Origin of the sequence: Thiomonas delicata (genome assembly GCF_900088825.1) — a bacterium.
GTDB classification, from domain to species: Bacteria; Pseudomonadota; Gammaproteobacteria; order Burkholderiales; family Burkholderiaceae_C; genus Thiomonas_A; species Thiomonas_A delicata.
Window position 1 is genome coordinate 133,228 of sequence record NZ_LT592170.1, and the last position, 22,004, is coordinate 155,231.

The window sequence follows — 22,004 nt, forward strand, 5'->3', positions numbered from 1 at the left end:
GGCGCGCATCGAATCATCATCATGGCGTCGATTGCACGGCCAACACTGCGCGCCTGTTGTCCTGCTCCAGCAAGCCCCCAAGCAGTTGCGCGGCATGATCGTGAAGCAATTGCATTTTGCGCAGGGCAGGCTGCAAGTCGATGACCGGCGGGGATAGGTCGTGACGCGAATCCCGCGAAAGCTCGTCTTGCTGCAGCAAACCTCCCGCCTGCAGGGACTGGTCGCTTGCAACAAGCCTGGAGTCGGCCTCGGGCTTGTGGTCCATTTGACTGGGCGGTCGCCCGCTGTCCACGCCGAAATGATCGTGATGCGACGCCGGACCGCGCTTGCGTATCCCGGTGATGGCACTTTCCGGATGCTCCTGGCTCCATTGCGCCTCAGCCAAGCGCAAGTTGCGTAGCGTCGCTGAATCAGCGGGGGCGAGAACCAGACTGGCCCGGTAGGCATCGATGGCTTCACGCAGATGGCCGGGAAGATGAAACGCCGCATTCCCCAAATTGAAGAGTGCCTGGGTGCGCTGGACATCAGTATGCGCATCGAGCATGGCGCGGCGATAGGCCTCGAGTGCCGGTCCGAACGCACCGAGGCGGTAGGCGCTGCCGCCCTCGCCCATGCGCGCATGAAATCCCGGGATGGCGGCATACAAGCGCATGGCCTGGGCGTAGCGTCCGCCGCGCCAGGCCTGCCAGGCCGACCAGGCTTGCGTGTTCGTGTCCTGCGCATGGGCCGGTTGCGGCGGCACGGCAAGGAGGCACGACACGGCGATCGGCAGCGTCAGAGCAGACGCCCGGGCACCCAAACCCCTGCGGACATCAACGAAGGCGAGCAAGAATGTCAGGGCCATGGCGCACAACAGCGGTATTCCATAAAGCTCCCTCCAGCCCGCCAGCGCGGCAGGCGGAATCGGATTGGAAGGCAGGCGTGCCAAGCCATCGCCGTAGAGCACCGGCCATGGATCCGCGTCGAGGCCGACCGCCATGCCTCCTGTTGCTTGCGCGAGGCGCTCGATCGGGTCCGCATCGAGCCGCGATGCGGACCGACTGAACCAAGAGCGCTGCTGCAGCAGCAGCGCAAAAACAGGGACGCCGTCAGCGCGCAATCTCACCGCCTGCTGCCGCAATTGCGCCTGCAGGCGCGCGCTGGCCGGACTGGCCGGATCGGCCCCGGCGATCAACAGCACGGCACGGGAAGCCCCGGGCGTGCGCAGCAACGCACGCCGGGCGAGTTCAAGAGCCCCGGGCAAACCGGCGCTTTGCGATGCCTGCAGCAGTTCCGGCCCCGCTTGCTGCACGCCCAGGGTGAAGATATGCATGTCATCCGTGCAGGGAAGCAATTCACCCGCGCCCTTTCCGTAGACGGTCAGCCCAAGCCGCTCGCCACGCAGATGCGGCAGCAAGTCCAGCAACGCGAGGCGTGCCCGTTCCATCAGCGAGACGCCATCGGGCCCGGCGGCCTCCATTCCCGGCGAGGCGTCGAGCACGACCATGACGTTCACGGCATGCCGAGTCTGAGGCGGCCCCCCTGCGGTCCGCGCGAGCGGCAGACGCGGACCGGCCAGGCTCGCGGCAAGCAGCAACCCGACGAGCACTTGCATGACTTGTCGCCAGACAGGCTGAGCGCCTGATCCGGTACGAACGGCCCAGGGATGGAGATGCGCATCGGCGTAGGCGAAGGCGTCATGGCGCGACCGCGACGCACGCCACAACCTCAAGCCCGCGACAGCAAGAGGCAAGGCTGCCAGCCCCCAGGCCCAGGGATGCGCCCACTGCAACCCTGTGAACCACGTCACGTTCACCGCGTCACCTCGCGCCTGGCGCCCTGCCGAGCCGCCAGCCCATACGCGGCCATGGCCACTGCGCCAAAAACCAGAGCAAGACACCCAGACCCAGGGGCCAGGCATAGAGTTCCTCCGTCATGCGCCGATGCGGCGGCGGCTGCAGCGTGGGCGTGAGCTGGCCGATCGCGCGAATGGCCGCTTCCTGCGCGCCCGCCGATGAGGCGTAGAAAAACCGGCCTCCGCTCTGCGCGGCAATCCCGAGCATGTCGGGCTGCGGCCCACGGTACGCAGGCACGTCGTAGGGCTTGCCACTGGCGGGGGTATCACCCACCTGCACGGTGAAAATGCGCACGCCGAGGGCGCGTGCCAGCGCCACGGCCTGGGCCGGGCTGATCTGTCCGGCGTTGCTGGCGCCGTCGTCCGAATACAAGATGATCACGGGTTTGAGCCGGCCTTCGGGTCGAACCTGACGCAGTGCGAGACCGATGGCATCCCCCAGCGCAGTGTTGTCGCCCAGCATGCCGACGCGGGTGCGCTCCACCATGGCGGCGGCGAGCTGGCGGTCGAAGGTGGGCGGCAACATGGTGGCAGCGTGTGAACCGAAGGCGATGATGCCGAAACAGTCGCCCGCGCGCGCCTGGACGAAGCGGGAGAACACCTGCTTGACCACGGCCAGGCGTTCGGCAGGTTTGCCGTTCCAGCGCAGGTCGTGGATGCTCATGGTGAGGGAAGTGTCGAGCAGGACGACGATGTCGCGGCCCTGCGGCGGCGGCAAGATCCAGGCCCCCGGCCGTTGCGGCCGCGCCAGCGCCAGCACCATGCAAACCAGCGCCAGGGCCGGCAGCATGCGGCGGAAAACGCCGCCGGAGATACCGCTCTCATGCCGCCCGTGCAACAAACCATGCAGATCGGGATGGAGCAGAACCGGGCGCGACGCGGCACGCTCGTTTTCCGGCGCACGACGCAAGCGCAGCCAGGCCAGGATCAGAGGCAGCGGCATCAAGATGAAAGCCAGCGGCTCACCCCACTGCAAGTCGCGCAGGAATTGCCAGGCGATGACGACGGGAGATAGCACCGGACTCATGGCGCTTGCTTCCCGCGCGGATGAGCCCCCTGCACAGAAATGGCGCGAGCAGGCGAACTCTTCGCCTGCTCGCGCGGGCCTGACGGAGCCTCGGCCGCGTTCGAGGCCGGCGCGCGCCGGGACACCACACGCAGCCAAGCCACATCGCGCAAGGCCGCGTTCAAAGCGCTGAACACGGGCTGCAAGTCCGCGCCGGTCAGACCCGGCCTCTGGTAACGCAGGGCGTCGAGCTGGGCGCGACACGCTGCCGGCAAGTCATGCGCCTCGACGCCTCCCCGCTGCGCGCAGGCGAGCGCCGCGCTGGCCGCAAAGCCGATCTGGTCCGCGGCAGGCGGGCTGGCCAATGACCTCTTTCGCAAACGGCGCAACGCCCGCAGTGCGCGCAGCTGGCCACGTGTGCGCCAGACCGCCCAAATCAAACACAGCGCAGTGCACAGCAGGGCGCCGGCAAGTGCGGCACCCCATGGCCCGAACCACCAGGGCTGGGGCGGGGGCGGCATGGCGGGTGCCGGCGGCACGATATCGGCCAGCGCTGCGATACGGTCGATCATGTCGGCATGGCCGGTTTGCGCGGGGCACCGGCCGTCTGCGCGGCCAGACCGCCCGAGCCGGTTTGGGTCCGCGCCGGCAAGGCCAGGGCTTGCAGGATTTCGGCGGCATTCTCCGGCGTCAGCACTTCGCCCAGCGGCACGCCGATGCTGCGCAAGGCGCGGGCGCGGGCCGCCGCCGCGCCGGCTGCCGCGTTGGCATGGTGTTGACGCGCGGCTGAGTCGAGCTCGACCCAACCGCAAACGCCTCCGGCCGCGTCCTCGAACCAGGCGCCGGGCATGGCGGGCAGCTCGATCTCGGCCGGGTCGCGCACGCGCGTGGCGCGCACATCGACGAAAGCCGCGACCCGCCATAGCGTGGCATCGGTCTGGGCATCGGCCCAGGACCAGTCGCTCGCCAAGGCCAATCGCGACGGGCCCGGCTGCCCGGCCAGCAGCGACTTGACCCAGGATGCAAAGGCCTCGCGCGGCCGATCCGCACGATCATCCTGGCCCGCGACGGCGCCGGGGGCCGGCAGGGGCTCGGCCATCAACCACGCCGCCAGGCGCCGCACGGCGACGGAGCCACGCCCAAAGCCGCGCCCATGTAATCCGTCGGCACGCCACAGGGTGCAGGCGATCAGGGTTTGCGGCGAGGCCAGCGCCTGCAATCCGGCCGCGAGCAGCGCAACGCGCGCCGCCTGCTGCGCCTTGGTGCGCACGCGGGTGCCGAACAACATGGGGCCTCGCATGTCGATCAAACCATGCCAGGATCCGGCATGCTCCTCGTGATACAGCTTGACGTGAGGCTTGCCGGTGCGCGCCAGCAGTTGCCAGTGCATGCTGCGCATGTCGTCACCGGCCTGGTAAGGCCGGCTTTCGGCGTAGTCCATGCCGCGCGCGACGAAGATCGAACGGCCCTCGCCCGGGTTGCGCTGGGTCAAAGGCCTCGCTGCCGCGTCGGCGACGGCACGCTGACGCAGAACGGCGCGAATTTCGATCCAGTCCACCACATGCAACAAGCGGCCCGTTTCCGCGCCATGCACTGGCGTGGTCCCTCGCCGTCGAAGGCGAAGGCGCATGGCCTGCAAAGCTGCGCGCATGGGGGAGACGGTCTCCGTCGGCTAGGGCCCGCCGGCCCTCAAGGCACGGGAATGGCTTGCAGCAGCGCTGCGATCAGGTCATCGCGGCTTTGTCCCTGCAAATCCGCCTCCAGCGCCAGCACGATGCGATGCCGCAGCACGTCCGGTGCCAGTTCGATGATGTCGTCCGGCAGCACGAAGTCGCGCCCGCGCAGATACGCCAACGCCTGCGCCGCATGCGCCAGCGCCAGGACCGCGCGCGGCGACGCCCCCGCTTCCACCATGCCTTGCAGGCGCGGCACCTGCGCGCCTGGGTTGCGCGTGGCGCGCACGAGTTCGACGATGTAGTGCCGCAGGACGGGCGCCAGGTGGATGCGCCGCACCGCTTGCCGCGCCTCCAAGACCGCCGCGGCATCCATCGCCGGCGCGTTGCCGGGCGCCGCGCCGGGCTCAGGATCGGTCGCGTTGCGCTGCAGGTCTTGGTCGAGAATGCGCAGTTCCTCGTCGGCCTGCGGATAGTCCAGCACGACATGGAGCAGGAAACGGTCGAGTTGCGCCTCGGGCAGGGGGTAGGTGCCGGACTGCTCCAGCGGGTTCTGCGTCGCCATGACCAGGAACAGCGGCGCAAGCGTGCGCGTGACGCCCCCCACCGTGATCTGCCGCTCCTGCATGGCCTCGAGCAGCGCCGACTGCACCTTGGCCGGGGCGCGGTTGATTTCGTCGGCCAGCACGATATCGTGGAACAACGGTCCCGGCACGAAGCGCATCGAACCCTCGGCCGGCAGGTAGACATCGGTGCCGGTGAGATCGCCCGGCAACAGATCGGGCGTGAACTGAATACGCTGGAAACTGGCATGCACCGCGGCCGCCAAGGCCTTCACCGCCGTGGTCTTGGCCAGCCCGGGCAACCCCTCCACCAGCAGGTGTCCGCCGGTGAGCAGGGCGATGACCAGGCGGTCGAGCAGGGCCTGCTGACCGACGATGGAGTGTCCGAGTCGCTCGCGCAGGACGTTGATGGAATGTTGCGGGTGTGCTGTCATGCGGATGGCTTTGTCGTTGCAGGCGCCGGCAGGTCGACTATCGACGCTCCAGCCAGCAGGGGAATGCTAGCGCCGCGCGCATCGGCACATGCATCGGCCCATATTGCGTCTGGCATCGGGATCAACCAGAAGCCGCCTTGCCGGCCGCATCGCCCTCGCCCTATCCCAGCACAGAAATAACCAGGCCAAGCGCGGCACAGGCCCCCACCACCTGCATGATGCCCGCACCGCCCCGCCACAAGGCGACGAATGCGCCCAGCGCGATCAGGGCCGGCAGCACTTGGAACCCGCCCGCGAAGGGCGCCGCAGATGTGGCATGCGGCCACAACACATGCCAGGCAAAGAACAGGGCCAGATTCAGGACCACGCCGACCACGGCGGCCGTCACGCCTGTGAGCGGCGCGGTGAAACGCAAGTCGTCGCGCGTGGCCTCCACCAGCGGGCCGCCGGCGAGAATGAACAGAAAGCAGGGCAGGAAGGTGAAAAAAGTGGCCACCACGGCACCCACCGCTCCAGCCAGCAACAGCGAGTGCGGGCCGAACACCTGGTGCGTCCAGGCGCCGACGAAACCGACGAAGGCCACCACCATGATCAACGGCCCCGGCGTGGTTTCGCCCAGCCCCAGGCCGTCGATCATCTGCGGGCCGCTGAGCCAGTGAAAATGCCCGACCCCGGCCTGATAGACATAAGGCAGCACGGCATAAGCGCCGCCGAAAGTGACGTAAGCGGCCTTGGTGAAGAACAGCCCCATGTCGCGCAGCGCGCCAGCGGGAAGCAGCGCGAAAGCCCCCGCCCACAGCGCCAGGAAAATGGCCAGCAGCGCGACCAGGCGCCAGGGCCGGAAGCGGGCGTGCGCGGGCGTCGGCGTGGCGTCGTCGATCAGGGCCGGGCCGTACGCGGCGTGCGCCGCGGCGTGGCCGCCGCCGATCTGGAACTTGCCCGGGATGATGCGTCCGCCGATCCAGCCGACCACCCCGGCGCTGAGCACGATGGCCGGAAACGGCAGGCCCAGCGCGAAAATGGCGATGAATGCCGCCGCCGCGATCAGCCACAGCACCCCGTTCTTCAAAGCGCGCGAGCCGATGCGCCAGACCGCGAACGCCACCACTGCCACCACTGCCGGCTTGACCCCGGCGAACGCGCCCAGCACCAGCGGCTGGTTGCCGTAGGCCATGTAGACCGCGCTCAGGCCGATGAGGATGACCAGCGAAGGCAGCACGAACAACACCCCGGCAGCGATGCCGCCGCGCGTGCGATGCAGCAGCCAGCCCATGTAGATGGCAAGTTGCGTCGCCTCCGGCCCTGGCAGCACCATGCAGTAATTGAGCGCGTGCAGAAAACGCCGCTCGGAAATCCAACGCCGACGCTCGACCAGTTCCTGGTGCATCACCGCGATCTGCCCGGCCGGGCCGCCGAAGCTGATGAAGCCGAGCTTGAGCCAGAACAGCAGCGCTTCGGTGAAACGCGGGCTCACAGGCGGTGCGGTGAGCGGCATGAGCGCGGACGGCGGCGAGGCGGGGGAAACGGGGTTCGGTGAACTCATCGGGGCTCCGTTTGATTGCTCTGCAGCAGCCAGTCGAACACCTTCATCGCTTCGGTCAGCAAGGCGTCGTCGTCGGGCTGGCTGACGCGCAGACCGGTCAGTAGCGCCTCGACCCCGGGAGCTTCGGCCACCTGCAAACCGCCCATATCCAGCGCATGCACCAGGGCACCCAGGCGCGCGAGCGGAGCTTCGGCGTCCAGGCCGAAGCTCGCCAGCAGGGTTTCGAAAGTGACACGGGCTCCGACATGGCTGAATGCTGCGCCGTCGAAATCGAAGCCCAGCCAATCGGGCTGGCAATCGGCAGGAGCAGCCAGCCAGACGATGCGGGCCTGCGGGTCGATGCGGCGGCGAATCAGCCAGGCCGACGCCAGCCGATCCACCCAGGGGCGGGCGCGTGCCGCCCAGACGCGCCCCTGGTAATCCGCCGGGTTGAGACGGACGATAGGGCCGGCAGATGCCGCATGGGGCTCGTCAGGAGTGAAATGGCGACTCAGCATCGTGCGCAAATCCTCCAGTCGTGCGCCGATTTGGCGCCGTGTTTCTCCAGCGAAATAGTCGACTGCGCAAATCTGGGCAAAGCGGCGCTCCAGCGTTTGCAGCCGTCGCTGCGCGGTGCCAACGTCCAAGACACCCAGGCCGCTTTGCAGGTCGCGCAAGGCCGTTGCCAACGCGGCGTAATCGGAGCGACGGTCGAACAAGGCGCGTAAGGCAACGTCCTGCGCCGGATCACGGCCACTGAGATGGAAGATTTCCGCCGTACCCTTGGCGGCCAACACTGCGGCGGCGACTGTCTCCAGCGCCTGCGCATGTTCCGGTGCGTCCGGCAGCAGGTAAACACCATCGCGCAAGGTGGCGCAACCCAGCGCTTTGAGTTCGCGCCACACCCGCATGCGACCGGTGCCCGCCTTGGCGGGCAGGCTGAGGAAAAGGGCGAGCCAGGTCATGGTGTGCGCGGAATGGGGAAGCGAAAGCGACAAACACGACGTTTGTAATAGTTAATACTATAACGCTATAGTTGAAACAAACATCGGATCTCCTGGCTCCTCGTCGTTGATCGGAACACTCATGCAGCCCATCACCCGCTTTCTGCTTTTGCTGGTCGCGCTGCTATTGCCGAACCTTGCTAGCGGCCGCGGCAGCCCGCCCGACACCATGCAGCGCATGGCCGAAATCGTGCTGCCGGGCGCGGCGGGCCGCTTCGACTACATGGGGCTGGATGCGGCCAAGGACCGCCTGTTCATCAACCAAATGGGCGCTGGACGCACCCTGGTGTTCGACCCGCGACAGCAGCGCCTGATAGGTCAGATTGTCGGCCTGGCTGCGCCCACCGGCATCACTCTCGCTCCGGCGCTGCACCTGGCGTTCATCAGCGATCCCGGCGCTGGACTGGATCGGGTCTGGGGCGACGGCCGCGTAGTGGCGGTCAGCCTGCGCACCTTGGCAGTGGTGCAACGGTTTGCTGCGGGCGGCTTTCCCGACGGCAGCGCCTGGGTGCCGGCCTTGGGTCGATTGTTCGTTTCGAATGAGCGCGGCGGCGTGGAAACCGTCATCGGCGGTGATGCGCCCCTGCGGGTGGAACAAACCCTCGAACTTGGCGGCGAGGCAGGCAACAGCGCGTTCGACGCGGCCTCAAACCGGGTGCTGGTGAATGTGCAGTCCCGCGGCCAAATCGTCGCCATCGACCCCGAAACGATGGAGATTGAGGACCGAGTCACCCTGCCCGCGACCTGCCAGCACAACCACGGCCTGCTGGTGGACGACGCCGACCATCTGGCCTTCGTCGCCTGCGATGGCAACGCCCGCTTGTTGACCCTCGGCTTGCCCAGCCTGCGCCCGGTACAACTCAACCGCCTCGGCCGCGACCCCGACGTGCTGGCGCTTGATGCGCGGCGTCAGCGTCTGTGGGTTGCCAGCGAAAGCGGGGTGGTGAGCGTGTTCAGCATCGCTGCCGGCAAGCTGCGGACGCTGTGGCGCGGTTTCGTTGGGCCTGACGCGCATAGCGTGGCCATCGACCCGACCACTGGTTGGGCCTGGTTCCCGCTGGCGAACGTGGGCGGCAAGCCAGTGCTACGCGCCATGTGCTTGACCATGGGTTGATCCTGCGAACGCCCTTTGCACGCAAAACTCACAACACCACGGCGACCATCGGATGGGAGGTCAGCGCCGTGTAAAGCGCGTCAAGCTGGGCGCGGCTGGTGGCGCGGATGGTGCAGGTGCAGCTGAGGTAGTTGCGTCCGCTGGACGGGCGCAGTTCCACGCTGGCGGGGTTGAAGTCGGGCGCGTGCTGCAGGACCACGGCGATCACCGCATCGGCAAAACCATCGGCATTGCGGCCCATGATCTTGATGGGAAAGTCGCTGGGATATTCGATCAAGCTGGCTTCCGGCTTGGAGGTCAGTTGGCTCGCGGACTTGAGGGTGTTCATGATGGCAGTGGCCCGGCGCCGCATCTTCAGTGGGCAGGGCGCGGAAAGACTCGAATGCGTCGATTGTCCCCCAGATCACGCGCCACAACCGGCATGGGGATTCCTGACGGTCGGCGGTGTTGTCCCGGGACAACGGCCAGGTCCTGCAAGCAAACCGGCCTGGGCCGCCTCGCAAGAAAACGCCGGGCGGCTCCCAAGCGTTCTTGAGTCCCAACGGGCGGGGTGGGGTGCCGAACCTGGTGACTCAGACGGTCTGTTTCGCCGCCTGATAAGCGGCGTGCAGCGCGGCATAGACCGGGCCGGGGCGCCCCGTGGCCACAGCGCGTCCGTCGAGCGTGGTGACCGCGAGAACCTCCTTGGTCGCCGAGCTGAGAAGAATCTCGTCGGCACAACGCAGCTCCCACTCCGCCACCGGGCGACGCTCCAGGGGCACGCCGGCGACTTGCGCCAGTTCGTCCATCAGCCCCACGCGCACGCCCTCGAGCTTGAGGTTGTCCATCGGCGGACACACCAGGCGGCCATGGCGCACCAGCCACACATTCGAGGCCGAAGCCTCGGTGAGCCAGCCATCCCGGATCAGAATGGTTTCCTGCGCGCCGAGTTCGGCCGAAGCCTGCCGCGCCAGCACATTGCCGAGCAGCGCGATGCTCTTGATGTGCGCGCGCAGCCAGCGCGTGTCGGGCAGGGTGATGCAGGCTGCGCCCTGCTCGCGCAAGGCCTGCGGCACGTGCGGAAAAGGAAAGCTGTAGGCGAACACCGTCGGCGCGGTCGCATCCTTGGGGAAGGCGTGGTCACGCCGGGCCACGCCGCGCGTGATCTGGATGTAGATGCATTGATCGGCGGGATCGTTATCCGCCAGCAGGCGCGTCACCAGGGCCCGCCAGGCCTCGCGCCCGAGCGGGTCCGCCATGCCGATCTCGCGCAGCGAGCGGCCAAGGCGGGCGATGTGCTGCTCGAACCGGAAGGGGCGGCGGGCATAAGCCGGCACCACCTCGTACACGCCGTCGCCGAAGATAAAGCCGCGATCGAGCACGGACACGCGGGCCTGGTCCAGCGGCAGGTAGTCGCCATTGAGGTGGCAGATGGATTCGCGCATCTTGTGCCGTTGTCAGCGCACCAGGCCGCGGCGCGCCGCCTCCAGCGCGGCCTCGGCGCGCGAGGAGATGTCGAGCTTGCGGTAGATTTGCTTCACGTAGTCGGCCACGGTGTGACGCGACAAGCCCAGTTGCAGCGCGATCTCGGGCAGGGTGTAGCCCTTGCCCACACGCTGCAACACCTCGGTTTCGCGCTCGGTCAGCACCACCTCGGGCTCCTCCACCATGCCGGGCCGGGCGTTGGCCTGGGGGCTGAGGTAACGCGCCAAGTCCTGTGGATCGGTCGGCGGGTTGCCGCCCACGTCGGTCACGCGGCGGCCCCATTTCACGGGATTGCCCTGGCCATCGGTCTGGCTGACAGCCTGCTTGATCGCCGTGAAGTGCTGCAGCATGCGGCGGGCGATGGTGGAGCTCAGCGGCGGCTCGCCTTCCTGGATGCGCCGCAACTGCGCCACCAACTCGATCTCGGGACGATCCTTGAGCACGTAGCCGAACGCGCCGGCCTGCAGCGCGGGAAACAAGTGGGAGTCGTCATCGAACATCGTGACGACCACCCCGCGCGCTTCGGGCTGGTTGGTGTGAAGGAAGCGCAACACGTCCAGCCCGCTGCCGTCCGGCAGGCCGAAATCGATCAGGGCCAACTCAATGGGGCGGGAACGGATCAGGGTTTCGGCCTGCGCGCGCGTGCTGGCTTCGCACACGGGCAGATCGGGCAAAACCTGGCTCAGCAGGCGCGCCAATGCGGTCCGCGACTCTGGCAAATCTTCGACGATCAGGGTGCAACGCGAACCTTGGGGCATGGGCAGTGTGCAGAAAGATCGGGATACGTAGGGGATGCGTAAGCATCCGATTGTAAGGACGGCGCACAGCCACCCCCAAACCCCATGCGCCAGACCGGCTTGCCGCACAATGTGGCCTCGATGCCGGGCCGGCATCAGCTCACCGGATGCGACACACCCTTGATTCTTCGACACCAGTTCTCGCCTGCCGACAACGTCCGGCTCGCCCATTTGTGCGGGCCTCTGGACGAAAACCTGCGGCAAATCGAAATCGCTTTCGACATCGCCATCCGCCATCGTGAGCAGCATTTCACGCTGGAAGGCGCGCGCGCGCGTTCGGCGCTGGCCCTGTTGCAGGCCTTGTGGCTGCGTGCCGAGCGGCCGCTGAACCTGGACGACATCCAGCTCGAACTCACCCAGGCCGCGCAGGGACAGGAGCCGCAACTGCAAACGGCGGACGACGAGCCCGTGCTGCACACCCGGCGCGCCGGCCTGCATGGACGCACCGCGCACCAGAGCGAATACATCCGCAACATCCTCGGCCACGACCTGACCCTCGGCCTGGGACCGGCCGGCACCGGCAAGACCTTCCTGGCCGTGGCCTGCGCGGTGGACGCCCTGGAGCGCAACGCGGTGCAGCGCCTGGTGCTCACGCGCCCGGCGGTGGAGGCCGGGGAGCGCCTGGGTTTTCTGCCCGGGGATCTGGCGCAGAAAATCGATCCCTATCTGCGCCCGCTGTACGACGCGCTCTACGACCTGCTCGGCTTCGAGTCGACGCAAAAGTTGTTCGAGCGCGGCACCATCGAGATCGCGCCGCTGGCCTTCATGCGCGGGCGCACGATCAACAGCGCCTTCATCATCCTCGACGAGGCGCAGAACACCACGCCCGAGCAGATGAAGATGTTCCTCACCCGCATCGGCTTCGGCTCGCGCGCCGTCATCACCGGCGACCTGAGCCAGGTCGACCTGCCGCGCGGCGCGCAAAGCGGCCTCACGCAAGCCGAGCGCATCCTGCGCGGCGTGCGCGGAGTGGCCGTCACCCGCTTCACCACGGTGGACGTGGTGCGCCATCCGCTGGTCGCGCGCATCGTCGAAGCCTACGAGCGGGCCGAGAGCCAGGCCCAGGCCGAAGAAGCACGGCCAGACCGGCGCGCGCGCCCCGTGGCGGCGCAACGCAGACCGCGCAGCGCGCCCGAACCGGCCGCAACAGCGGTCCCCGAAACCGACGACGCGCCAGCGCCTCGCCAAACCCGCGCACGCCGCAAGCCCCCCGCCTGAGCCGCCGCATGCGCGCCCCGCCCCCTGCCCTGCGTCTCTCGGTGCAGTTCGCCAGCGCCGCGCACCGCGCCGAACTGCCCCGTCACCGGCTCGCGCGCTGGGTGCGCGCGGCGCTGCGCGCCGGCCCCGCCGAGCCTGGCTTGCGCGACGCCGCTTCGCCAGACGCCGCTGCGGAGATCACCCTGCGATTCGTGACCGCCGACGAAGGCCGCGAGCTCAACCGCAGCTACCGCGGCAAGGACTACGCCACCAATGTGCTGACCTTCGACTACCAGCCCTGGCCACCGGCGGCCGACATCGTGCTGTGCGACGCCGTGGTCGCGCGCGAGGCCGCCGAGCAGGGCAAGCCCCTGCAGGCGCATTACGCCCACATGGTTCTGCACGGCGTGCTGCATGCCATGGGCTGGGATCACGAAAACGAAGCCGACGCCGAACGCATGGAAGCCGCCGAACGCGAACTGTTGCGCACGCTCGGTTTTGCCGATCCCTATGCCTGAGAAACGCCCCGCCCTGCCCGATCACCCGCCGTCCATCCGCCTCTGGAGCGGCCGCCGCCGTTTGTCGCAAGGAGTCCGGCCATGAAACCGAATCTCGCTGCCACCCGCTGGCGAGGCCTGTCCTCCGCCCTGCTCGCCCTGCTGCTGGGCCTGGCGCTGGCGCAAACCTTCGGCCGGCCCCGGTTCGGTCCGTTCTCGGTCCTGGCACTGGCCATTTTCATCGCGCTGCTGTGGCGCACGCCCGCCGCCAGCGCCACAGCGCGCGCCCGGCGCGGCGCCGCACTGGGCCTGGCGTTCGGCCTGGGCTGGTTCGCCGGCGGCGTGTGGTGGCTCTATATCAGCATGGCCGTCTACGGCGGCATGCCGCCGCCCCTTGCAGGGGGCGCGGTGCTGCTGTTCAGCGCCTACCTGGCCATCTACCCGGCCCTCGCCAGCGCTCTCGCCGCGGCGCTGGCCCCGCCCGCAGCGCGGCAGCCCTGGCACGCGCTGCGCGCGCTCGGCGCGGCGCTGGCCTTCGCCGGGGCCTGGGCGCTGTCGGAAGTGCTGCGCGGCACCGTGTTCACCGGCTTTCCCTGGCTGGCGCTGGGTTACGCGCAGGTGGGCAACCCGCTGGCGGGCTATGCGCCCATCCTCGGCATGTACGGCGTGGATTTCGCCGCCGCGCTGACCGCCGCGCTGCTGGCCCTGCTCACCCAGGTGAGTCTGCGCGGCGCCGGGTTGAGCGTGGCACTGATGCTGGCGCTGACCGCCGGCGGCCAGCAGCTCGCCAAGGTGCGCTGGACCCACCCCGAAGGCCCGCAACTCACGGTGGCGCTGTTGCAGGGCGACGTGCCGCAGAGCGAGAAATTCCGCCCGGAGCGGCTCAAACCCACGCTCGACCTGTACGGCGACTGGCTCACCACGCTGCGCGCCGACCTCATCGTCACGCCCGAAACCGCGGTGCCCGTGCTGCCCGAGGATCTGCCGCCAAGCTATCTGCGCGCCCTGACTTCCGCGTTGATGGCGCACCACGCCCATGCCCTGCTCGGCATCCCGCTCACGCGCGGCGCCGACCAATACACCAACAGCGTGCTGGGCCTCGGCGGGGCCCAGCCCTACCGCTACGACAAGGCGCACCTGGTGCCGTTCGGCGAATTCATTCCCTACGGCTTCCACTGGTTCGTGCGTCTGATGGACATGCCGCTGGGCGATTTCGCGCGCGGCACGCTGGACCAGCCTTCGTTCGACGTGCATGGCGTGAAGGTGGCCCCCACCATCTGCTACGAGGACTTGTTCGGCGAACAACTCGCGCAGCGCTTCCGCGATCCCCGGCAGGCGCCGAACATCATCGCCAACCTGACCAATCTGGCCTGGTTCGGCGACACCATCGTCATTCCGCAACATCTGGAAATCGCCCGCATGCGCTCGCTGGAATTCCAGCTGCCCACGATACGCGCCACCAACACCGGGGCCACCGCCATCCTCGACGCGCAGGGCCGCGTGCAGGCCATGCTGCAGCCCTACACCGTGGGCGTGCTGAGCGGCCACGTGCAGGGCTACGCGGGACTCACGCCCTTCGCCTGGCTGGCCTCGCGCTACGGCTATCTGCCCATCGTCGGCCTGAGCCTGCTCGCGCTCGCGGCGGGCGCGGCGCTGGCGCGCAAGCGGGCTTCTTAAAATCGCAATTTCATCTCCGAACCGACGCGCCGTCTTCCGTGTGGTGCTTCGAGCCTTTCAAACGCCCGCTCATGCTCACTTTCCAACAGATCATCCTCACCCTGCAGCGCTACTGGGCCGAGCAGGGCTGCGCCCTGCTGCAGCCCTACGACATGGAAGTGGGCGCCGGCACCAGTCACACCGCCACCTTCCTGCGCGCCATCGGCCCCGAACCGTGGAGCGCGGCCTATGTGCAGCCCAGCCGGCGCCCGAAGGATGGGCGCTACGGCGACAACCCCAACCGCCTGCAGCACTACTACCAGTTCCAGGTGGTGCTCAAGCCCGCGCCGGCCAACATTCTGGATCTGTACCTGGGCAGCCTGCGCGCACTGGGTTTCGACCTGCGCGCCAACGACATCCGCTTCGTCGAGGACGACTGGGAGAACCCCACGCTGGGCGCCTGGGGGCTGGGCTGGGAAGTGTGGCTCAACGGCATGGAGGTCACCCAGTTCACCTACTTCCAGCAGGTGGGCGGCATCGACTGCAAGCCCCTCACCGGCGAGATCACCTACGGCCTGGAGCGTCTGGCCATGTACCTGCAGGGCGTGCAAAGCGTGTACGACCTGGTGTGGACCGAAACGATGGTCAACGGCACCAAGCGCCCGCTGCTCTACCGCGACGTCTATCACCAGAACGAGGTGGAGCAGAGCGCGTACAACTTCGAGCACAGCGACGTGGACTTCCTGCTGCAGGCCTTCGGCGCCCACGAGCGCCAGGCCAAGCACCTGATGGGCGCGCAGCTGGCCCTGCCCGCCTACGAGCAGGTGCTCAAATGCGCCCACACCTTCAACCTGCTGGACGCGCGCGGCGCGATCTCGGTCACCGAACGCGCCGCCTACATCGGCCGCATCCGCAACCTGGCACGCGGCGTGGCGCAGGAATACCTCGACAGCCGCGCCCGCCTCGGTTTCCCGATGGCGCCGAAACCCTGGGCCGACGAGGTCCTGGCGCAGCTGGCGCAGAAAAAAGCCGCGTGATCCCTACCCAGACGCTCCAAGCGCCGAGGACTGTGGCCCTTGCGCGCCAAGCCCGGCCAGCCCCGGCCCCGACCATCACACCATGAACAATCTGCTCGTCGAACTCCTGGTCGAAGAACTTCCGCCCAAGGCCCTGTCCGCGCTGGGCGAATCCTTCGCCAACACCCTGGCCCACCGCCTGAAGGAACAAGGACTGGCCCCGGCCGACGCCGTGGTCACACCCTACGCCAGCCCGCGCCGGCTGGGGGTGCATGTCACCGGGGTCTTGCCCCGTGCGGCCGACCGGCCCCTGGCGCAAAAGCTCATGCCGGTCTCGGTGGGCCTGGACGCTGCGGGTCAACCCACGCCAGCGCTGATCAAGAAACTCGCCGCGCTGGGCCTGGACCCACAATCTGTGCAAAAACTGCGGCGCGAAGGCGAAGGCAAGGCCGAGACCCTGTTCATCGACACCATGGCGGCCGGCGCGCAACTGGCGGACGCCCTGCAGAAAGCCCTGCACGACGCCATCGCCAAACTGCCCATCCCCAAGGTGATGAGCTACCAGCTCGCCGACGGCTGGACGACGGTGAAGTTCGTGCGCCCGGCCCATGGGCTCGTGGCGCTGCATGGCGCCAACGTGGTTCCGATCGAAGCCCTCGGCCTGCACGCCGGGCGCCAGACCCACGGCCACCGCTTCGAAGCGCAGGCCGACCCCATCGTGCTGCGCGACGCCGACAGCTACGCCGCGCAACTGCGCGACGAGGGCGCGGTGATCGCCAGCTTCGCCGAGCGCCGCGCCGAAATCCGGCACCAGCTGCGCGCCGCGGCGGCGGAAGTCGCCGCCGAGCATGCCGGGTCCACGGCTGGCGAGGTCAAGCCCATCGAGGACGACGCGCTGCTCGACGAAGTCACCGCGCTGGTCGAACGCCCCAATGTGCTGGTGTGCGAGTTCGGCCGCGAATTCCTCGACGTGCCGCAGGAATGTCTGATTCTGACGATGAAGGCCAACCAGAAATACTTTCCCCTGCTCGACGCGCAAGGCAAGCTGACCCACCGCTTCCTGGTGGTGAGCAACATCACCCCCATCGACCCTGGCGCGGTCAAGCTCGGCAACGAACGCGTGGTCCGCCCGCGCCTGGCCGACGCCAAGTTCTTCTTCGACCAGGACCGCAAGAAAATGCTGGAAGACCGCGTGCCGGGGCTGGACAAGGTGGTCTACCACGCCAAACTGGGGTCGCAGGGTGAACGGGTGCGGCGCGTGCAAGCGATTGCGCGCGGTATTGCAGAGCAGATCGGTTGGGCGCCTGATCAAGTGGCCTTGGTCAACCGCGCAGCCCTGCTGGCTAAAGCCGACCTGCTCACCGACATGGTGGGCGAGTTCCCCGAACTGCAAGGCATCATGGGCCACTATTACGCCCTGCATGACGGCGAAGAGGCGCAGGTGGCCGAGGCCATCGAAGACCACTACAGGCCGCGCTTCGCCGGCGACGATCTGCCGCGCAACGACGTCGGGCTGGTGCTGGCGCTGGCCGACAAGTTGGAAACCCTGGTCGGGTTGTTCGGCGTCGGCGAAAAGCCCAGCGGCGACAAAGACCCCTTCGCGCTGCGCCGCCATGCCTTGGGCGTGATCCGCATGCTGATGGAACGTGCAACAGGCATTTCTCTGACCGACACGCTCAAGAAGGCAGCAGAGTCCTTCGCCGGGGTGCCCGGTTTTGCCGACCCCGTTGCCGCCGTGCGAGATTTCATGTTCGACCGCCTCGACAATCTGCTGCGCGAGCAGGGCTTCTCAGCGCCGGACGTGGACGCCGTGCTCGCGCTGCGGCCGGACATCCTGGCCACCGTGCCGCAGCGCCTGCAGGCCGTGCGTGTCTTCGTCTCGCTGCCTGAAGCCCCGGCGCTGGCGGCGGCGAACAAGCGCGTCGTCAACATCCTGAAAAAGTCCGAGCAGCCGGCCAACCCTGCCGCGTTGCGCGACGACCTCCTCCTCGAGCCGGCGGAGAAGGCCTTGGCGCAGGCGCTCAGGACGGTGGCGCCTGCCGCCGACAGCGCGTTCGATCACGGCGATTACACGCAATCCCTGAAATATCTCGCCGCCCTCAAAGTCCCGGTCGACGCCTTCTTCGACCACGTCATGGTGAATGTGGAGGACCCCGCGTTGCGTGCCAACCGCCTCGCCTTGCTGGCACGGTTGCAAACCGCGATGAACCGCGTGGCCGACCTGTCGCGTCTGGCCTCCTGAGCGCTGCGGGACAATAGCGGCATGAAACTCGTCATCCTCGACCGCGACGGTGTAATCAATGAAGACCGCGACGACTACATCAAGTCGCCCGACGAATGGGTGCCGGTGCCCGGCAGCCTGGCGGCCATCGCGCGGCTGCACCATGAGGGCTGGCGCGTGGTGATCGCCAGCAACCAGTCGGGATTCGGACGCGGCCTGTTCGACATGAACACCCTCAACGCCATTCACCTCAAGATGCAGAAAAGCCTGGCGACGGCCGGCGGGCGCCTGGACGCCATCTTCTTCTGCCCGCACGCGCCGGAAGATCACTGCAATTGCCGCAAACCCAAGCCCGGCCTGTTCCAGGACATCGCCAACCGCTACGGGCTGGACGACCTGCGCGACGTCCCCGCGGTGGGCGACAGCCTGCGCGACCTGCAGGCCGCGCAGCCTCTGGGCTGCGGCCTGCATCTGGTGCGCACCGGCAAGGGCGAGCGCACCCTGGCGGCCGAAACCTTGCCCACCGGCACGCACGTGCACGACGACCTCGCCGCCTTCACCGACTGGCTGCTGTCGCAGCCGGCCAAGCCGCAAGCCACGGCATGAGAAAACCCACGTTCGATGCGGACTGGCTGGCGGCGCGGGCATGCCCGCGCGCCGTCGCGCCGGGGCCATCCGCCTGCTTGCGCCCATGATGCAACCCGAAGCCGAATCGACGCGCCGGCGAGCCACCGCGGACCTGCCGCCCGTCACGCTCGGGCTGTGGCTGCGCTCGGCCGCCTATATGGCCTGGCTCATCGGCACCGTGATCCCCTACGGGACCGCGGCGGTGCTGATGTCCCTGTTCGTGCGCGGCACGCCGCTCTACCGTTTCTGCATCGGCTGGGTGCGCATGGCGCTGTGGGGCGCGGAGGCCATCTGCGGCATGCGCGCGCATGTGCAGGGCATGGAGAATCTGCCGAATGGTCCCGTCATCCTGCTGGCCAAGCACCAGTCGGCCTGGGAAACGCTGGCCTTCCCGGTGATGATGCCGCGCCCCATGAGCTTCGTGTTCAAGCGCGAACTGCTCTACGTGCCTTTTTTCGGCTGGGCCCTGGGTCGGCTCGACATGGTCCACATCGATCGCAGCCGCCGCGCCGAGGCCTTCAGCCGGGTGGAAAACCAGGGCCGCAAGCTGCTGGAGCAAGGCAACTGGATCATCATGTTCCCCGAAGGCACGCGCATCGTGCGCGGCGCCAAGGGCAGCTACAAGCTGGGCGGGGCCAAGCTGGCGACGGTGACCGGCGTACCCGTGGTGCCCATCGCCGTGACATCCGGCCGCTGCTGGCCGCGCCAGGCCTTCATCAAGCGGCCCGGTGTCATCGAGATGTCGATCGGACGACCGATCGACTCGGTCGGCCGCACGCCCGCCGATCTCATGCTTGAAGTGGAAACATGGATCGAGGCCGAAATGCACCGGCTCGACCCGCTGGCCTACGCCGAACCCGCGCCGAACCATGCCGCAACCCGTCCGGCCGCCTGAACCGCGCATGAACGACAAGACCGAACCCAGCAAACAACTCAGCCTGTTCGACGGCGTGGACCTGGCGATTCCCGCCCTGCAGCCGAGCCCGCCGCCGACGCCTTTCCCCCAGGCCCCGGCGCCACGCCAAGCGCCGCAGGTCGAGGCGCCCGAGCCGCCGGCCACGCGGCGCTACGACGACGGCAAGCACCGTTTCGACTACGTGCTGCGCCGCGCCAGCCGCCGCTCCATCGGCATCCGCATCGACGACCAGGGCATCGTCGTCAGCGCGCCGCGCTGGGTAGGCCAGGGTCAGGTGCAGGCGATGCTGGCCGACAAGGCAGCCTGGGTGATGCGCCAGCACGGCCTGCGCGAGCAACGCCGCCAGGCGCAGCAGGCCGCCCGCATCGACTGGCGTGAAGGCGGCCGGCTGCCCTATCTCGGCCGCACGCTCACGCTGCGCCTGGGCGCAAGCGGAAGGGACCCTCGCCTGCTCAGCGAAACCGGCGAACTGCACCTACCCTTGCCAGCCGATTGCGATGCGCGCCGCGTGCGCGACAGCGCCCAGGCCTGGATGCAGCGCGAGGCCATGGCCCTGTTCGCGCAGCGCACCGACCATTTCGCGCGGCAACTGGGCGTCACGGTCAAGGCCATCAAACTCACCTCGGCCGCCACGCGCTGGGGCAGCGCCACGGCCTGCGGCACGCTGCGCCTGCACTGGAGGCTGCTGCACTTCTCGCCCGCCATCGTCGATTACGTGGTCGCGCACGAAGTGGCTCACCTGCGCGAAATGAACCACAGCCCGCGCTTCTGGCAAACCGTGGGCGAACTCTTCCCCGAATGGCGCGACGCGCGCAGCGAACTTCGGCATAGCCTGCTGCCCCCGTGGTAAGACCGCGCGGCGCCCTGCACGCCGCGGCGGATTTGCCGACAATGCCGGTTTGCCCCGCCGATCACCCGCGATCGGCCCAACCGGAGTTGATTCATGCACATCCTGCACACCATGCTGCGCGTCGGCGACATGCAGCGCTCCATCGATTTCTACACCCGCGTGCTCGGCATGAAACTGCTGCGCACCACGGACCGCCCGGCGCAAAAGTACAGCCTGGCCTTCGTCGGCTACGAAGCCAACCCGATGCAGGCCGAAATCGAACTGACCTACAACTACGGCGTCGACCACTACGACCTTGGCACGGCGTTCGGCCACATCGCGCTCGGCGTGGATGACGCCTACGCCGCCTGCAGCCGGATCAAGGCCGCGGGCGGCAAGGTCACGCGCGAGGCCGGTCCGGTGGCCGGCGGCAGCACGGTCATCGCCTTCGTCGAAGACCCGGACGGCTACAAGATCGAACTGATTCAGAACGGCACGCTCTGAGCGCCCCCAGGGCCGGGCCGCGCCCGGCCCGCCCCCCGTGGAGTCAACCAAAATTGGGGCGGCCCGGCGTTTCCTTGAGATGACCACGGCGCCACGCCGCGCGGGCGCCAACCCGGCTAAGTGAGTGCTCGGCCAAGGCTAAGCGCGGGCTCATTCGCCTGGCGGAAACTCCTCCTCGTCCGCGAACCGTTTGCGGCATGCCGGCCACGCCGGCCATCCAGCCTTCACACCAGGAGTTCTCATCATGGCAACGCCACGCAACATCATCTCCGCTTCCCTGCTCGTTCTCGGCGTCCTCGTAGCGTCGGCTTCGGCCTGGGCCTTCGACGGGCAGCCACTCGCCAAGGAAGCCAAGCTCAGCCTCGAGCAGGCGCGCGCCGCCGCGCTGAAGCAGGTCCCCGGCGGCACCATCGCCGACGAGGAACTGGAACGCGAGCCGGGCGGCAGCGGTCTGCGCTATTCCTTCGACATCAAAGCCGGCAAAACCGTGCGTGAAGTCGGCGTCGACGCCAAGACCGGGGCCGTGCTGGAAAACAGCGTCGAAAGCGCGAACGCGGACTGATCCGTCCGCGCCCTGGCCGTTTCGCACGGCCCGGGCGCGCATGCCTATGATGCGCGGAAACCATAAGACTCCCGCGCATGAACGCAACCCTCCCCGACACCGACCGCGCCCGTCTCGACCAATGGCTGTGGGCCGCGCGCTGGTTCAAGACCCGCGCGCTGGCCGCCGAGGCTTGCGAACGTGGCCGGGTTCACGTCAACGACGCGCCGGCCAAACCGGCCAAGGCATTGCGCATCGGCGACAGTGTCGATCTGCAGATCGAGCGCGGCCGCTTCCGCGTCGAGGTGCTGGCGCTCGGCACCCAGCGCAAGTCGGCCAGCCTGTCCCAGGCGCTGTACCGCGAAACCGAGGCGAGCCGGCTGGCGCGCGAGCAGGCCGCCGAACTGCGGCGCCTGAGCCCCGAGCCTGAAGCCACACGCCATGGCCGCCCCACCAAGCAGCAGCGCAGGGCCTTGCAACGCCTGCGCGACGGCGCCTAGCCTCGGCCGTGCGCACCCATTTTGGCCTCGTGCCCAGCACACGCCACGTCGCGCTTGATGGCGCTGACCGGCCTTCTCGACAGCTCGGA

22 protein-coding genes are annotated in these 22,004 nt (G+C 68.3%); 12 read left to right on the top strand and 10 right to left on the bottom strand.

Annotated features, from left to right (window positions below):
• Nucleotides 1-19: 19 nt before the first annotated feature.
• The 7 genes from THIARS_RS00780 to THIARS_RS00810 form a co-directional block, all read right to left on the bottom strand.
• On the bottom strand, nucleotides 20-1,594 hold the full coding sequence (locus THIARS_RS00780; RefSeq protein ID WP_094159067.1) for a VWA domain-containing protein: 1,575 nt from the start codon (nucleotides 1,592-1,594) through the stop codon (nucleotides 20-22).
• A 205-nt stretch (nucleotides 1,595-1,799) separates the two neighbouring features.
• Nucleotides 1,800-2,861, bottom strand: a complete 1,062-nt coding sequence (locus THIARS_RS00785; RefSeq protein ID WP_094159068.1) for a VWA domain-containing protein — start codon at nucleotides 2,859-2,861, stop codon at nucleotides 1,800-1,802.
• Nucleotides 2,858-3,412, bottom strand: coding sequence for a hypothetical protein (locus tag THIARS_RS00790; RefSeq protein ID WP_094159069.1), 555 nt, complete (start codon nucleotides 3,410-3,412; stop codon nucleotides 2,858-2,860). The genes THIARS_RS00785 and THIARS_RS00790 overlap by 4 nt, the downstream gene beginning before the upstream one ends.
• Nucleotides 3,409-4,401, bottom strand: coding sequence for a DUF58 domain-containing protein (locus THIARS_RS00795; protein WP_245845720.1), 993 nt, complete (start codon nucleotides 4,399-4,401; stop codon nucleotides 3,409-3,411). The genes THIARS_RS00790 and THIARS_RS00795 overlap by 4 nt, the downstream gene beginning before the upstream one ends.
• A gap of 128 nt (nucleotides 4,402-4,529) precedes the next feature.
• Nucleotides 4,530-5,510 carry an AAA family ATPase gene (locus THIARS_RS00800; RefSeq protein ID WP_094159071.1) on the bottom strand — a complete coding sequence of 327 codons (981 nt, stop codon included), beginning with the start codon at nucleotides 5,508-5,510 and terminating at the stop codon, nucleotides 4,530-4,532.
• Between the two features lie 160 nt (nucleotides 5,511-5,670).
• Nucleotides 5,671-7,053: a chromate efflux transporter gene (gene chrA, locus THIARS_RS00805; RefSeq protein WP_094159072.1), complete on the bottom strand. Its 1,383-nt coding sequence runs from the start codon at nucleotides 7,051-7,053 to the stop codon at nucleotides 5,671-5,673.
• Entirely contained in the window at nucleotides 7,050-7,997 is a 948-nt protein-coding gene (locus tag THIARS_RS00810; RefSeq protein ID WP_094159073.1) for a chromate resistance protein ChrB domain-containing protein, read from the bottom strand. The genes chrA and THIARS_RS00810 overlap by 4 nt, the downstream gene beginning before the upstream one ends.
• Nucleotides 7,998-8,118: 121 nt before the next feature.
• Between THIARS_RS00810 and THIARS_RS00815 the strand changes: the two genes are divergently transcribed.
• A complete protein-coding gene (locus THIARS_RS00815; protein WP_094159074.1) occupies nucleotides 8,119-9,150 on the top strand; it encodes a YncE family protein in 1,032 nt (343 codons plus the stop codon).
• A gap of 28 nt (nucleotides 9,151-9,178) precedes the next feature.
• Here THIARS_RS00815 and THIARS_RS00820 read toward each other — a convergent pair whose 3' ends face one another.
• From THIARS_RS00820 to THIARS_RS19070, 3 genes are all read right to left on the bottom strand, one after another.
• On the bottom strand, nucleotides 9,179-9,478 hold the full coding sequence (locus THIARS_RS00820; RefSeq protein ID WP_094160540.1) for a YbeD family protein: 300 nt from the start codon (nucleotides 9,476-9,478) through the stop codon (nucleotides 9,179-9,181).
• 244 nt (nucleotides 9,479-9,722) lie between these two features.
• Entirely contained in the window at nucleotides 9,723-10,574 is an 852-nt protein-coding gene (locus tag THIARS_RS00825; RefSeq protein WP_094159075.1) for a D-amino acid aminotransferase, read from the bottom strand.
• Nucleotides 10,575-10,586: 12 nt separating this feature from the next.
• Nucleotides 10,587-11,372: a response regulator transcription factor gene (locus THIARS_RS19070; RefSeq protein ID WP_094159076.1), complete on the bottom strand. Its 786-nt coding sequence runs from the start codon at nucleotides 11,370-11,372 to the stop codon at nucleotides 10,587-10,589.
• 120 nt (nucleotides 11,373-11,492) lie between these two features.
• Between THIARS_RS19070 and THIARS_RS00835 the strand changes: the two genes are divergently transcribed.
• The 11 genes from THIARS_RS00835 to THIARS_RS00885 all read left to right on the top strand — a co-directional run bounded on the left by THIARS_RS00835 (nucleotide 11,493) and on the right by THIARS_RS00885 (nucleotide 21,915).
• A complete protein-coding gene (locus THIARS_RS00835) occupies nucleotides 11,493-12,629 on the top strand; it encodes a PhoH family protein (protein WP_186436623.1) in 1,137 nt (378 codons plus the stop codon).
• Nucleotides 12,630-12,637: 8 nt separating this feature from the next.
• Complete coding sequence (gene ybeY, locus THIARS_RS00840) at nucleotides 12,638-13,126, top strand: rRNA maturation RNase YbeY (RefSeq protein WP_094159077.1); 489 nt, start codon at nucleotides 12,638-12,640, stop codon at nucleotides 13,124-13,126.
• Nucleotides 13,127-13,207: 81 nt separating this feature from the next.
• Nucleotides 13,208-14,782, top strand: a complete 1,575-nt coding sequence (lnt, locus tag THIARS_RS00845) for an apolipoprotein N-acyltransferase (protein ID WP_094159078.1) — start codon at nucleotides 13,208-13,210, stop codon at nucleotides 14,780-14,782.
• A 71-nt stretch (nucleotides 14,783-14,853) separates the two neighbouring features.
• Nucleotides 14,854-15,798 carry a glycine--tRNA ligase subunit alpha gene (gene glyQ, locus THIARS_RS00850; RefSeq protein ID WP_094159079.1) on the top strand — a complete coding sequence of 315 codons (945 nt, stop codon included), beginning with the start codon at nucleotides 14,854-14,856 and terminating at the stop codon, nucleotides 15,796-15,798.
• Nucleotides 15,799-15,880: 82 nt separating this feature from the next.
• Nucleotides 15,881-18,019, top strand: a complete 2,139-nt coding sequence (gene glyS, locus THIARS_RS00855; protein ID WP_094159080.1) for a glycine--tRNA ligase subunit beta — start codon at nucleotides 15,881-15,883, stop codon at nucleotides 18,017-18,019.
• Between the two features lie 21 nt (nucleotides 18,020-18,040).
• Nucleotides 18,041-18,604, top strand: a complete 564-nt coding sequence (gene gmhB / locus THIARS_RS00860; protein ID WP_094159081.1) for a D-glycero-beta-D-manno-heptose 1,7-bisphosphate 7-phosphatase — start codon at nucleotides 18,041-18,043, stop codon at nucleotides 18,602-18,604.
• A gap of 178 nt (nucleotides 18,605-18,782) precedes the next feature.
• Nucleotides 18,783-19,520, top strand: a complete 738-nt coding sequence (locus tag THIARS_RS00865) for a lysophospholipid acyltransferase family protein (protein ID WP_245845725.1) — start codon at nucleotides 18,783-18,785, stop codon at nucleotides 19,518-19,520.
• A complete protein-coding gene (locus THIARS_RS00870) occupies nucleotides 19,495-20,391 on the top strand; it encodes a M48 family metallopeptidase (RefSeq protein ID WP_245845414.1) in 897 nt (298 codons plus the stop codon). The genes THIARS_RS00865 and THIARS_RS00870 overlap by 26 nt, the downstream gene beginning before the upstream one ends.
• Nucleotides 20,392-20,484: 93 nt before the next feature.
• Nucleotides 20,485-20,874, top strand: coding sequence for a lactoylglutathione lyase (gene gloA, locus THIARS_RS00875; protein ID WP_094159083.1), 390 nt, complete (start codon nucleotides 20,485-20,487; stop codon nucleotides 20,872-20,874).
• Between the two features lie 244 nt (nucleotides 20,875-21,118).
• The gene (locus tag THIARS_RS00880) at nucleotides 21,119-21,436 is read left to right on the top strand and encodes a PepSY domain-containing protein (protein ID WP_094159084.1); all 318 of its coding nucleotides are present in this window, start codon (nucleotides 21,119-21,121) and stop codon (nucleotides 21,434-21,436) included.
• A gap of 77 nt (nucleotides 21,437-21,513) precedes the next feature.
• Nucleotides 21,514-21,915: an RNA-binding S4 domain-containing protein gene (locus THIARS_RS00885; protein WP_094159085.1), complete on the top strand. Its 402-nt coding sequence runs from the start codon at nucleotides 21,514-21,516 to the stop codon at nucleotides 21,913-21,915.
• Nucleotides 21,916-22,004: the final 89 nt, after the last annotated feature.